The sequence below is a fragment of the Micromonospora sp. NPDC048930 genome (assembly GCF_043197935.1).
Lineage (GTDB): Bacteria > Actinomycetota > Actinomycetes > Mycobacteriales > Micromonosporaceae > Micromonospora.
Genome location: NZ_JBICUB010000026.1, coordinates 22,332 through 34,917 on the forward strand (window position 1 = coordinate 22,332; position 12,586 = coordinate 34,917).

Below are 12,586 nucleotides of genomic sequence, written 5' to 3' on the forward strand. Positions count from 1 at the left end.
ATGCCGGCGAACGTGCGGCTGGGCGGGCTCGGCCGTGCGCCGAGCCCGCCCGCTCCAGATCCACCGCGGCCCTGCTCGTGAGCCGGGGTATCGCCGGTGCGGTCCGGCAACGCCGTTGCCGCGGACGTCAGGAAGATCCGAACCGACCCGGCATCACGCCCTAGCGCTGCAGAGTCAGCACACCCGGCCGGTACGGCAGGAGACCGTAGTCCCCGCCGGAGTTGGTGGCACGTCCCTGGTAGAGCAACTGCAGATTGCAGGGATCAACGGTCATGGTCTGATCGGGGTTGCTACGCACCAGATCGCCGTGGCTGATGTCGTTGGTCCAGGTGGCGCCACTGTTGGCCTTGCCAGCGAAGGGATTGCTCTCGCTGGCGGCCTGCGGCGTCCAGGAGCCGCCCAGGCTGCTGGCGGTGAACGAGCGGAAGTAGCGGCCCTGCGAGCCGATCGCCTCGACCAGCATGAGGTACTGGTTCTGGCCCTGGACCTTGTAGACCTGCACCCCTTCGAAGAGGTTGTTGGTCGTGTCGCTCATGATCACCGTCGATGACGTGCCGAAGCTGCCCGGGAAGTTTCCGATGGGCATGCTGGCGCGGTAGATCTTGCCGTTGTCCCCGGCGAAGAACAGGTACATGTTCGTGCCGTCGCCGATGAGCGTCTGGTCGATGGGCCCCGTACCGGAACCGGAGATGCTCCCGGAGAAGAGCACCTGCTGCGACGACCACCCGTTCACGTTGGTGGGATCGCTCGACGTCCGGTAGGAGAACGCGGTCCCGCCCCACTGGTAGGCGAGCACCCAGATGTTCTTCGGAGCGAAGTAGAACAGTGTCGGCGCGACGGCGGAGAAGGGCATCGCGTTCTGGCTGGCCGAGGCCATGTCGGACCAGTTCGTGAATGGGCTGAAGTTCATGGAACCCCACGACGTTCCGGTGTCGTGCGTCGTGGCGTAGACGACGTGCCGGCCGTTGTGCACGACGTTGGTGAAGTCCTTGAGCGACACCCACCCCGACCTCGGGTTCGCGAGCGCGCCCGTCGACGACCAGCGGTACGTCGACGGCAGGGTGCACGTGCCGCCCGGCGGCGGCGTGGTGGGGTTGGTCCCGCCGTCGACCCGGACGAGCTGCCACTGCTGGTTGGGGCCGTTCCAGTCGTCGTACTGCACGATGCTTCCGCCGTCGGCGGTCGAGGCGCCCTGCACCTCCACCACCTTGTTGCTGTTCCGGTTGATCAACCGGACGTATCCGCTGTCGGAGTCGGCCAGCCGGAACTGCTGGTTGGCCTGATTGCCGTCGGTCCACTGCACGATGTTGGCGCCGTTGGCGGTCGACCAGTTGTAGACGTCCAGCACCTTGCCCGAGAGCCGTGACCGCAACCGGTAGTAGCCACCGCCCGAGTCCACGAACTGCCACTGCTGCTGGTTGCCGTTGTTGCGCGTCCACTGCACGATCCGCGCGCCGTCATTCGTGGCCAGGTTGTACACGTCCAAGGCCTTGCCACTGTTGCGGTTGATCAACACGTACCACGCGGTCGTGTCGACCGTCGCCGCGGCGGCGGGCGTCGACACCACCACCGCGGCGGCACCACCGACCAACACCGCCGTCGCCGCAGCGGCGACAACCCGTGGCAACCACCCACGCCGCCGCGAGGGCGGCGCGATCGATGGAGACCTACCAAAGGCAGACATGGTCCTCCTTCAATGAATAAGAGCCGAACGGTCCACCCGAGAACGGGCGCACCGCGACGCATGGCCGGACGCGTGCGACAACGGCGTTAGCGCTAACATTCTGGGGTCGCATGCCCTGGCCGGCGCCCTGATCCAAGGTCCCGACGAAACCAGGCCCTGCCCGGGTGAACCAACGGTTTCGCCGTCCTTGCCCATCGACTGTGAGCGATAACATCTTGTTCGTCAAGTCGTAACGTTCGTGGTCTACCAGCCGGCGCGTCGCAGCCCCTGCTGCGGCCCCCCACCGATCCGCTGGCATCATCCCGCCACCGGTACGGACCCGGCGGACATGCCGATGAAACCGCGATGCTGGCGCAGACAGCGCGTTCACGCATGACTGGGCCGGCCTGATCCCCGCTCCGGGGACGATCGTGGGCCGCGCCGCAGTCACTGGGCGCAGTGTGGTTTCACCGGGACCTCCCTAGGTGCTTGCCGCTGTTTCGCGGAACGGGATACGCCGGGCGTGCGGCCGGGCCGATACCCGGCCGCACCCGCCGTGCTCAGTTGCGCAGGCTCCAAGGGCACTAGAACTGGGCGAAGAACCTCCACACTTCGCCCTTGGTCCACGTCGTGACTCCGCTCTCCGCGTAGGTCCCGTCCACCGGGCCGGGCATGTGCCCGTTGTCGAAGGCGGCCCACTGCACGGGGTAGCCGGCTCGGCAGCCGGAGTAGGCCGTGGTGATGTGGGTTCGGCTGCCAGCCGCCGGCTCGGGCGGGCTCTGCGGCGTGCAGCCGTTGTTCCGGACGAACGTGTCGCGCAGCGCCCGTCCCTGCGAGATGTTGAGCACGGTGTCGCCGATGCCGTGCAGCCCGAAGTACGCGATGGGCTGGGTGCCGCCGCTGCACCCGCTGATCTGCGCGCCGCTGAAGACCGCGACGGCCCGGAAGACGTTCGCCCGGGCGCACGCCAGCGCGTAACTCATGCCCCCGCCCCAGCTGAATCCGAGGGCGAAGAGCTGCTGGGTGTTGACGCAGAGGGCACCCTCGATCTGCCTGATCATGTCATCGACGAAGGTGACGTCCTCGCCGCCGGAGTTGGCCCAGCCGTTGCCGAGGCCCTGCGGTGCGACGAGGATCGCGCTGTTGTTCGACTGCTCCAGCTGGCCGTAGTAGGACCAGGCGGCACCGCTGGTACCGCCCGAGTCGACCTCGTTGGCGGTGCCACCCCGCCAGTGGAACGCGAAGATCAGCCGGTATTGACGGTTGCTGTCGTAGCTCCCGGGCAGTCGCAGGATGTAGCTGCGGCTCTTGCCACCGCTCTGGATCGTGTGCGTGCCGTTCGACAGCCCGGGGGACCTGCCACATCCCCCACCGGTGCCGCCACCGCCGGACACCATGACCAGTTGCCACTGTTGGTTGGCGCCGTTCCAGTCGGTGTACTGCACGACGTTCGCGCCGTCGTTGGTCGCCGCGTTCTGCACCTCGACGGCTTTACCGCTGTTGCGGTTGATCAGTCGTACGTAGCCGTCGGGCGAGTCGGCGAGCCGGAACTGCTGGTTGGTGCCGTTGTGGTCGCTCCACTGCACGATGGGTGCGGCGTCGGCGGTGGAGGCGCCGGAGACGTCGAGGACCTTGCCGGAGTTGCGGGACCTCAGCCGGTAGTAGCCGCCACCGGAGTCCACGAACTGCCACTGCTGGTTGGCGCCGTCGTTGCGGGTCCACTGGGTGATCCGCGCGCCGTCGGCGGTTGACGCGCCGTACACGTCCAGCGCCTTGCCGCTGTTGCGGTTGACCAGGACGTACGAGGCGTTGGTGTCCACCGTCGCCGCGGCGGCGGGTGCCGCGTCCACTGTGACCAGCGTGCCGGCCGCGACGAGCGCTGCCGCCGCGGCAGCCGATCGGGACCGCCAGCGATGTCCGGGTCGAGCGGCGGGACGAGCCGCATCGTTGACCTTCATGAATCACTCCTTCATGTGGGCCACCCGCCAGCGGGACGGGGCGGGTGCCGCGGTGATGTGCCGGCGGCGGTGGCGCCGGCACGTCGAGATGACCTGCGAGCAATGCAGGTACGCGGGAGGCTCGCGGCCGGAGGTGTGGGTCCGCTGAGCCGGGGCATCCCGGGTTGAGCGGGCGCTGGGGTCGCCCGGCGCAATGAAGCGCGTCTATTTCGGTGCATTGAGATTCACGGCTGCCCGATTATCGAAATCGTGGCGTCAAAAACTGTTGTCACCGATGCCTGCGCGTGGTCGCAACGGCCAGGTTGACGCATATCGCCGCGACGTGCCGCTGGGGGGGCCACAACCACAGGCGCAGAGGTCCAGCCGTGGACCGGCGGCGACGACGACAGCCACCGGTGGCACCGGGCGCAGCCGCCGACCGGCGGCGGGTCAGCCCGCCAGGGCGGGGCGGATCCGGAACGAGGTGTCGGCTCGGAAGGCGGCAGTGCCGTCCGCCTGGTCCACCCACAGCTGCCCGTCGCGATGCCGCAGGAACCAGCCGGGATAGTTCGACGCCTCCAGCGCCGTGGCGGAGGTCGCCGCCCGGTCGCGCGCACAGAAGGTGGCGTCACCGCGGAACAACTCCGTCCCCTCGGCGGGGCTGAGCCGCAGCCGCCAGTACGAGTGCCGCAGATAACGGCCGTCCCCGGCACGGAAGGAGAAGCATCTGGGGTCGGCCAGACCCGCGAGCACGGTGAAGGTCGCCTGGCGGCGCGCCGCGTCAGTGCTGTCCGGCCCGACCGGCATCAGGACGCCGAGGCCGTCGACGGTCGTGACGTACCGGCCGGTCCGGTTGGCCGACTCCAGCGACACGAGCCGTCCGGCGGTCAGGGACGCGGTACGGCCGACCGAAGGTCTCGCGGCCGGAGTGGTCGGTGGTTTCGGCTCCGGTGCGGCGACCGCCGGCGCCGAGGACGGGATGGTACGTGGCCCGGCCGGCACCGCAACCGGTGCGGACGCCGAGGGCGGCCCGTGCGTGGGCAGGGCCGTCACGGTGACCGCGGTGCCGACTGTGAGGGCGCCGGCAACGACGGTCGCGGCGACGGGGTGTGACACGACCGCCTGGAGCAGGTGGCCGAACGGTCCGGCCTTGAAGAGCGCGCCGACACCGCCGCCGGATGCCAAGCCGGTGGCACCGGACAGGGCGACGGTCGAGGTGGCCGTCGCGCCGAGTGGGCCCGTACCGGCCAGCACGGCGGCGAGCCCGACCGGAACGGGTAGCAGCGCGAACCCGAGGAGCAGCCGTTCCGCGGCGATCATGCCGTCGCTGGCGCGTGCGCAGCGCTTGCAGGACCGGGTGTGTCGGGCGAGGCGCTTGCGCCACAACGGGCTCGGGATGCCGTCCCACGCCGCCGCCGTGGTTTCCAGCTCGGCGCAGCTCGGCCTGGCCTCCAGGGCGGCGACCAGTTCGCGGCAAACGTCGAGTTGGTGACGCATCCGCTGCACCCGCACGGCCGCGTGCGCGACGCTGACCGTCAGGGCCGCCGCGAGTTCGCTCCGGGTCAGCTCTCCCGCCACCTCGAGCCACCACAGGGAGAGCAACGCGCGGTCGTCCGGGTCGAGCCAGTGGCGTGCCCGGACGATCTGGCGGCGCTGCCCGGACATCTCCGCGCGCAGCGCCGTCAGGTCCTCGAAGGCGGCCTCGACGTCCGGCATCTCGGCCGCCTCGTCCAGCGGGGCGGCCCGCCGGGCAGCCACCTGCGCGCGGTGCAGATGAGTGCTGAGCTGGCGCATGGCGATCGCCGCCAGCCACGGCCGGAAGCTCTCCGGGGCGTGCAGCTCCGGAAGCCGGCGGACGGCACGCACCATGGTGTCCTGGACGACGTCGTCGGCGTCCGGGTGCCGGCCCAGCGCGCGGTGCACGAGGTTGTAGACCAGCGGCAGGCCGCGTGCGACCAACTCGCCCATGGCCCGCCGGTCGCCCGCCTGGGCCTCGACCACGAGGTCCGCCTCGTTCGTGCCGGTAGCTCGTATTTTCACGTCGCAGTCACACAACTCGATTCCGGCGGCTGATCATGGCCGGCCGTCGCACCGCGGGGACACCAGGAGCAGCCTGTTGGCGGTGATCGTTGACTTTCGCCCAAGACCGACCGTCGCGTCAAGAAGGGGGCCGGGTCGCGGCGGAGACCTCGCCCGCCCGGTGCATGGGAAAGGTCGCCCGAATTCGCGGGCCCGGGAACTGAGCCGGCCGTTCCGCCCGACCTCAATAGGCCGCCGAGAAAGTGTTATGAGGCGTGACGGTGGCGAGTCGGTATACGGACGGGTCCACTGCCGTCGATTTCCATTGAAACGGGGATCGACTCAGCATGCCGCGCCGTCGAGCCGGCATTGACCTGCCGAAACGGCTCACCAGCTGATCACGCCGCAGCTATCGCACGCGACGCGAAGGCATCGACCAACGCCTAGCTCTTGAATGCGACGAAACATTCTGGCAACCTTGGCGGCCTCGATGTATGTGCATTCGGCGCGCGGCGTGCACACCTCGGGATCCCCGGACCACCGCCGTTCACTGTCCGACGTCGACCGTCTGTTGTTAGCGCTAACAGCAGGGAGTTGAGTCCCGACCGGAGGGAAGACCCCATGCCCATCGACGACGCACCCCCGGCGGCCGCTGGCCACCGACGTGGCCGGCGGCCGGGTTTGGCCATCGCCGTTGCCGTCACGCTGCTGGCGAGCGCGGCCGCCGTCGCGGTGACCGTCACCGAGGCGGCCGCGGCGTCGGTCGACACGAGTGCCTGGTACGTGCTGCTCAACCGCAACAGCGGCAAGGCCCTCGACGTCTACGGCGCCTCCACCACCGACGGCGCCCGCATCACCCAATGGACCCGCAACAACGGCTACAACCAGCAATGGCAGTTCGTCGACTCCGGCAGCGGCTACTACCGCCTCAAGTCCCGAAACTCCGGCAAGGTCCTCGACGTCTCCAACCGCGCCACCACCGACGGCGCCCCCATCATCCAATGGACCGACGCCAACGCCACCAACCAACAATTCCAACTCGCCGACTCCGGCGGATACCTCCGACTCCTCAACCGCAACAGCGGCAAAGCCGTCGAAGTACAGAACGCCGCCACCACCGACGGCGCCAACATCGTCCAGTACACCGACTGGAACGGCGCCAACCAGCAATGGCAACTCGTCCGGGTCGACACCCCCGGCCCGACCCCCACCACATCGACGCCGCCGGCGACGTCGTACACGAATCCGGTCGTGTGGCAGGACTTCGCCGACGGTGACATCATCCGGGTCGGCGACGCCTACTACTACTCGGCCTCGACCATGCACTACTCCCCCGGCGCCCCGATCCTGCGCTCCTACGACCTGGTGCACTGGGAATACGCCGGACACTCGGTACCGAGTCTCGACTTCGGATCCAGCGCCTACAACCTCACCGGCGGACGGGCTTACGTCAAGGGCATCTGGGCCTCGGCCTTCAACTACCGCAGGAGCAACAGCACGTACTACTGGATCGGCTGCGTCGAGTTCAACCGCACGTACGTGTACACCTCGACGGCCGTCGACGGCACCTGGCAGAAGCGCTCGCAGATCAACAACTGCTACTACGACGCCGGCCTGCTCGTCGACGACGACGACACCATGTACGTGGCGTACGGCAACACCAACATCAGCGTGGCGCAACTGTCGGCCGACGGGCTGAGCCAGGTCCGCACCCAGCAGGTGTTCACCACCCCGTCCAGCGTCGGCACGCTCGAAGGGTCGCGCTTCTACAAGCGCAACGGCTACTACTACATCTGGCTCACCCGCCCCGCCAACGGCCAGTACGTGCTGCGGTCCAGCAGCCCGTTCGGCCCGTACGAGATGCACCAGGTGCTGCTCAACATGCCGGGCCCGATCGCCGGCGGTGGTGTGCCACACCAGGGTGGCCTCGTCCAGACCCAGAACGGCGACTGGTACTACATGGCGTTCCAGGACGCGTACCCCGGGGGTCGGGTCCCGGTCCTGGCGCCCATCACCTGGACCGCCGACGGGTGGCCGACCGTGCAGACCGCCAACGGCGCCTGGGGCACCAGCTACCCGGTGCCGAACATCCCCGCCTCGTCGCAGACGGTGCGGCCGATGACCGGCGCGGACACCTTCACCGCCAGCACCCTCGGCCCGCAGTGGGAGTGGAACCACAACCCGGACAACACCAATTGGTCGACCGGCAGCGGCCTACGCCTGCAGACGGCAACCGTCACCAACGACCTGTACGCGGCCCGCAACACGCTCACCCACCGGATCCAGGGATCGACGTCCACGGCGACGATCGAACTGGACTACTCGGCCATGAGCGACGGCGACCGGTCCGGCCTGGCGATGCTGCGCGACTCCTCGGCGTGGATCGGCGTCAAACGCGACGGCGGCGCCACCCGGGTCACGCTCGTCAACGGCCTGACCATGGACGGCAGCTGGAACACCACCGGCACAGGCACCGAGGCGGCCTCCGTCGCAATCTCCGGCGGCCGGATCTGGCTGCGCGCCGCCGCCGACATCCGCCCCGGCACCGGCCGGCAGGCCCAGTTCTCCTACAGCACCGACGGCGTCACCTTCACTCCCCTGGGCCCGGCCTTCACCCTCAACAACGCCTGGCAGTTCTTCATGGGATACCGCTACGCGATCTTCAACTACGCCACCCGCGCCCTCGGTGGCTCCGTCACCGTCCGCAAGTTCGACATGACCACCCCCTGACCGCGCACCGCCCACCATCGACAGAAACCCGGAAGGTGTGAAGATGAGGCAACGTCATCGCCCGCCGCAAGGACGACTCTCGCAGCGGCTACGAGCGATCCTGACCCTGCTGGCCGCCACGCTGATTGCTGTGGGTGCCCCACTGGTGATCACCGGCTCCGCCGACGCGGGCACCACGCTGGGCGCCTCGGCCGCGGAGAAGGGACGCTACTTCGGCGCCGCCGTCCCGGCGTTCAAGCTGTCGGACAGCCAGTACACCGGCATCCTCGACCGCGAGTTCAACGCGATCACACCTGAGAACGAGATGAAATGGGACGCCACCGAACCGTCCCAGAATCAGTTCCGCTACACCGGCGGCGACCAGATCGTCAGCCACGCCCAGGCGCACGGCATGAAGGTCCGCGGCCACACCCTGCTGTGGCACTCGCAGGAGCCCGGCTGGGCGCAGAGCCTCTCCGGCAGCGCGCTGCGGTCCGCCATGATGAACCACGTCACCCAGGTCGCCACCCACTACAGGGGCCAGATCTACGCCTGGGACGTGGTGAACGAGGCGTTCGCCGACGGCACCAGCGGCGCCCGCCGCGACTCCAACCTCCAGCGCACCGGCAACGACTGGATCGAGGTCGCCTTCCGTACCGCCCGGGCCGCCGACCCCGGCGCCAGGCTCTGCTACAACGACTACAACACCGACGGCGTCAACGCGAAGTCCACGGCCGTCTACAACATGGTCCGCGACTTCAAGTCCCGGGGCGTGCCCATCGACTGCGTCGGCTTCCAATCCCACCTCGGCACCACCCTGCCCGGCGACTACCAGGCCAACCTCCAGCGCTTCGCGGACCTCGGCGTCGACGTCCAGATCACCGAACTCGACATCACCCAGGGTTCCAACCAGGCCAACATGTACGCCGCCGTCACCAGGGCCTGCCTGGCCGTGACCCGTTGCACCGGCATCACCACCTGGGGCGTCCGTGACAGCGACTCCTGGCGCAGCGGCGACAATCCCCTGCTGTTCGACAGCAACGGCAACAAGAAGGCGGCGTACACCGCCGTCCTGAACGCCCTCAACGCCGGCGGCACCACCCCACCCCCGGGGCCGGTCGACACGAGTGCCTGGTACGTGCTGCTCAACCGCAACAGCGGCAAGGCCCTCGACGTCTACGGCGCATCCACCACCGACGGCGCCCGCATCACCCAATGGACCCGCAACAACGGCTACAACCAGCAATGGCAGTTCGTCGACTCCGGCAGCGGCTACTACCGCCTCAAGTCCCGAAACTCCGGCAAGGTCCTCGACGTCTCCAACCGCGCCACCACCGACGGCGCCCCCATCATCCAATGGACCGACGCCAACGCCACCAACCAACAATTCCAACTCGCCGACTCCGGCGGATACCTCCGACTCCTCAACCGCAACAGCGGCAAAGCCGTCGAAGTACAGAACGCCGCCACCACCGACGGCGCCAACATCGTCCAGTACACCGACTGGAACGGCGCCAACCAGCAATGGCAACTCGTCCGGGTCGGGTGACGGGCGGGCTCCCCGCGGCGGATGTCCGTCCGGCGACCGGAAGCGGCCCGGCCTGCTGACCGCGTGTCCCGGTGCTCCCGCCCAAGGGGCACCGGGGCACCGGACGCGCCTCCCGTCATCGCCACCAACCACCTTCTATGAGGGCGCCATGGTGGCGGGCTATCCGTCTGACGCCACCGAGGACGCGGTCCAGGCGAACGTCGTTGCCGCCGGCTACCGCTGACCATCGCCGCATCCCACCGTCGAAGGGACCTGACTCATGTTTCGACCAGGAAGACTCGCCTGCCGTTCACGGCTGACGGCGGCGCTGGGCGCTGCGGTTCTGGCCGCCACCGGTCTGGTCGCGGTGACCGCCGGTCCGGCCCAGGCCGCGACGTCGATCACCATCAACGGATCCTCCGGTGGGCAGGCGTTCGACGGTGTCGGCGCGGTCAGCGGCGGTGGCGGTAACAGCCGACTGCTCATCGACTACCCGGAGCCGCAGCGTGGCCAGATCCTCGACTACCTGTTCAAGCCCGGCTACGGCGCCGCCCTGCAGATCCTCAAGGTGGAGATGGGCGGCGACACCAACTCGACCAGCGGCTCGGAGCCGAGCCACGAGCACTTCCGTGGCGACCTCAACTGCAACCGCGGCTACGAGTGGTGGATCATGGAGCAGGCCAAGCTCCGCAACCCCAACATCAAGTTGGCGGCGCTGCCCTGGGGTGCCCCGGGGTGGATCGGCAACGGCACCTTCATGTCCCAGGACATGATCAACTACTACCTCGACTGGCTGGGCTGCGCCAGGCAGCACAACCTGACCATGGATTACATCACCGCCGCGCAGAACGAGAAGCAGACGGACGCGAGCTGGACCATCAGCCTGCGCAGTGCGCTGAACAGCAACGGCTACGGCGGCGTGAAGATCATTTTCGGTGACGACTATCCGGGCAGTTGGGGTCCGGCCAACGCGGTCGCAAGCAACTCCACGCTGCGGAACAGCATCGATGTGCTCAGCGGCCACTACCCGTGCGGCTACCTCAGCGCGCAGACCTCATGCTCGGTGTCGTCGACCGCCACCAGCACCGGAAAGACGCTGTGGGACAGCGAGGGCGGGTCACAGGACTACAACGAGGGCGCCAAGCCACTGGCCCGGGGCATCAACCGCGGTTACCTCGACGGCAGGATGGTCGCCTACCTCAACTGGGACCTGATCGCGGCCATCACCCCGAACCTCCCGTGGGCCACCGTCGGGTTGGTCCTGGCCAATCAGCCGTGGTCGGGCTGGTACTCCGTCGGCAAGAACAGCTGGGCGCTGGCCCACACGACCCAGTTCACCGCGCCGGGCTGGAAGTATCTGGACTCCTCCAGCGGCTACCTCGGCGGCAACCGCAACAACGGCAGCTACGTGTCGTTGAAGTCGACCAACAACACCGACTACAGCACCATCATCGAGACGATGGACGCCACCAGCGCCCAGCAGCTCAACGTCAGCGTCACCGGCGGCCTGTCCACCGGCCAGGTACACGTGTGGGCGACCAATCTCAACTCGAACAGCACCAACGACATCTTCGTACACACCAGCGACATCACCCCGTCGGGCGGCGCCTTCTCGCTGACCGTCCAGCCCGGCTACCTCTACAGCATCACCACCACCGCCGGGCAGGGCAAAGGCGCCGCCACCAGCCCCGGACAGGGTTCGCTGAACCTTCCGTACCGCGATGACTTCGAGAGCTACGCCAGCGGCCGGATGCCGAAGTACCTGCAGGACATGCAGGGTGCCTTCGAGACCATCGCCTGCGGGGGCGGCCGGTCCGGCATGTGCCTGCGCCAGATGTCGCCGCAGGCACCCATCACCTGGAAGACCCTCGCCGACCCCGCGACCTACGGCGGGAACCTGAGCTGGGGCAACTACACCGTCTCCGCCGACACCATGCTCGAGAAGCCGGGCTACGCCCAGTTGGAGGGCCGGGTCGGCACCACCAACCTGGATCCCATCGGCCGTTACAACGCCTACTTCCTACGGGTCACCGACACCGGTTCCTGGTCGATCCTGCGCAACAACACCGCCGGACAACTGGCCACCCTGCGCAGCGGCACGGTTTCGGCGCTGGGCACCAACCGCTGGCACAGCCTCGCCCTCGGCTTCTCCGGCAGCACCATCACCGCCACCGTCGACGGCACGACGGTCGGCACGGCCAGCGACTCCTCATTCGTCGCCGGCCAGGTCGGGTTCGGCACCAGCCAAGGTGAGACCGCCCAGTTCGACAACCTGTCCGTGGTGGCCGGCCCCGGCGGTGACCCGGGCGGCACCACGAGCCCGGTCCGCAACACCAACTCCGGCCGGTGCCTGGACGTGCCCAACCAGTCACAGACCAGCGGCACCCAGGTGACGCTCTGGGACTGCAACGGCGGCGCCAACCAGCAGTGGACCTACACCTCCGGCAAGCAGTTCCACGTGTACGGCAGCAAGTGCCTGGACGCCGACGGCCAGGGCACCAGCCCCGGCACCAAGGTGATCATCTGGGACTGCAACGGCGGCGCCAACCAGCAGTGGAACGTCAACGCCGACGGCACCATCACCGGTGTCCAGTCCGGCATCTGCCTCGCCCCCAACGGCGGCGGGAGCGCCAACAGCACCCCGATCGTCCTCGCCAGCTGCACGGGCGGCAACGACCAGAAGTGGAACCGGGGCTGATCCCCCGCCCCCCTCGACCGAAAGGTTCCCAA

At 68.5% G+C, this 12,586-nt stretch carries 7 protein-coding genes; 4 read left to right on the top strand and 3 right to left on the bottom strand.

All coding sequences use genetic code 11. The features are described from left to right. Positions 1-160 precede the first annotated feature (160 nt). The 3 genes from ACGFI9_RS35460 to ACGFI9_RS35470 all read right to left on the bottom strand — a co-directional run bounded on the left by ACGFI9_RS35460 (position 161) and on the right by ACGFI9_RS35470 (position 5,601). The gene (locus tag ACGFI9_RS35460; RefSeq protein WP_393185167.1) at positions 161-1,684 is read right to left on the bottom strand and encodes a non-reducing end alpha-L-arabinofuranosidase family hydrolase; all 1,524 of its coding nucleotides are present in this window, start codon (positions 1,682-1,684) and stop codon (positions 161-163) included. A 563-nt stretch (positions 1,685-2,247) separates the two neighbouring features. Continuing rightward, positions 2,248-3,621 carry an RICIN domain-containing protein gene (locus ACGFI9_RS35465; protein WP_393185169.1) on the bottom strand — a complete coding sequence of 458 codons (1,374 nt, stop codon included), beginning with the start codon at positions 3,619-3,621 and terminating at the stop codon, positions 2,248-2,250. Positions 3,622-4,050: 429 nt separating this feature from the next. Then, positions 4,051-5,601 carry a sigma-70 family RNA polymerase sigma factor gene (locus tag ACGFI9_RS35470; protein WP_393185170.1) on the bottom strand — a complete coding sequence of 517 codons (1,551 nt, stop codon included), beginning with the start codon at positions 5,599-5,601 and terminating at the stop codon, positions 4,051-4,053. Positions 5,602-6,240: 639 nt separating this feature from the next. On the opposite strand from ACGFI9_RS35470, the gene ACGFI9_RS35475 reads away from it, so the two are divergent. Genes ACGFI9_RS35475 through ACGFI9_RS35490 form a run of 4 tightly spaced genes read left to right on the top strand, consistent with a single transcriptional unit; the run spans position 6,241 to position 12,554 of the window. Next, the gene (locus ACGFI9_RS35475; RefSeq protein WP_393185172.1) at positions 6,241-8,349 is read left to right on the top strand and encodes a family 43 glycosylhydrolase; all 2,109 of its coding nucleotides are present in this window, start codon (positions 6,241-6,243) and stop codon (positions 8,347-8,349) included. Positions 8,350-8,392: 43 nt separating this feature from the next. Further along, positions 8,393-9,877, top strand: coding sequence for an endo-1,4-beta-xylanase (locus ACGFI9_RS35480; protein ID WP_393185174.1), 1,485 nt, complete (start codon positions 8,393-8,395; stop codon positions 9,875-9,877). A gap of 55 nt (positions 9,878-9,932) precedes the next feature. Then, positions 9,933-10,100, top strand: coding sequence for an arabinofuranosidase catalytic domain-containing protein (locus ACGFI9_RS35485; RefSeq protein ID WP_393185246.1), 168 nt, complete (start codon positions 9,933-9,935; stop codon positions 10,098-10,100). A gap of 36 nt (positions 10,101-10,136) precedes the next feature. Then, the gene (locus tag ACGFI9_RS35490) at positions 10,137-12,554 is read left to right on the top strand and encodes a ricin-type beta-trefoil lectin domain protein (protein ID WP_393185176.1); all 2,418 of its coding nucleotides are present in this window, start codon (positions 10,137-10,139) and stop codon (positions 12,552-12,554) included. The last annotated feature ends 32 nt before the right edge of the window (positions 12,555-12,586 follow it).

Excerpts from the sequence above, each read along its gene's own strand:
- ACGFI9_RS35465 (WP_393185169.1), bottom strand. The coding sequence starts at position 3,621 with ATGAAGGTCAACGATGCGGCTCGTCCCGCCGCTCGACCCGGACATCGC.
- ACGFI9_RS35490 (WP_393185176.1), top strand. The coding sequence starts at position 10,137 with ATGTTTCGACCAGGAAGACTCGCCTGCCGTTCACGGCTGACGGCGGCG.
- ACGFI9_RS35460 (WP_393185167.1), bottom strand. The coding sequence starts at position 1,684 with ATGTCTGCCTTTGGTAGGTCTCCATCGATCGCGCCGCCCTCGCGGCGG.
- ACGFI9_RS35475 (WP_393185172.1), top strand. The coding sequence starts at position 6,241 with ATGCCCATCGACGACGCACCCCCGGCGGCCGCTGGCCACCGACGTGGC.
- ACGFI9_RS35480 (WP_393185174.1), top strand. The coding sequence starts at position 8,393 with ATGAGGCAACGTCATCGCCCGCCGCAAGGACGACTCTCGCAGCGGCTA.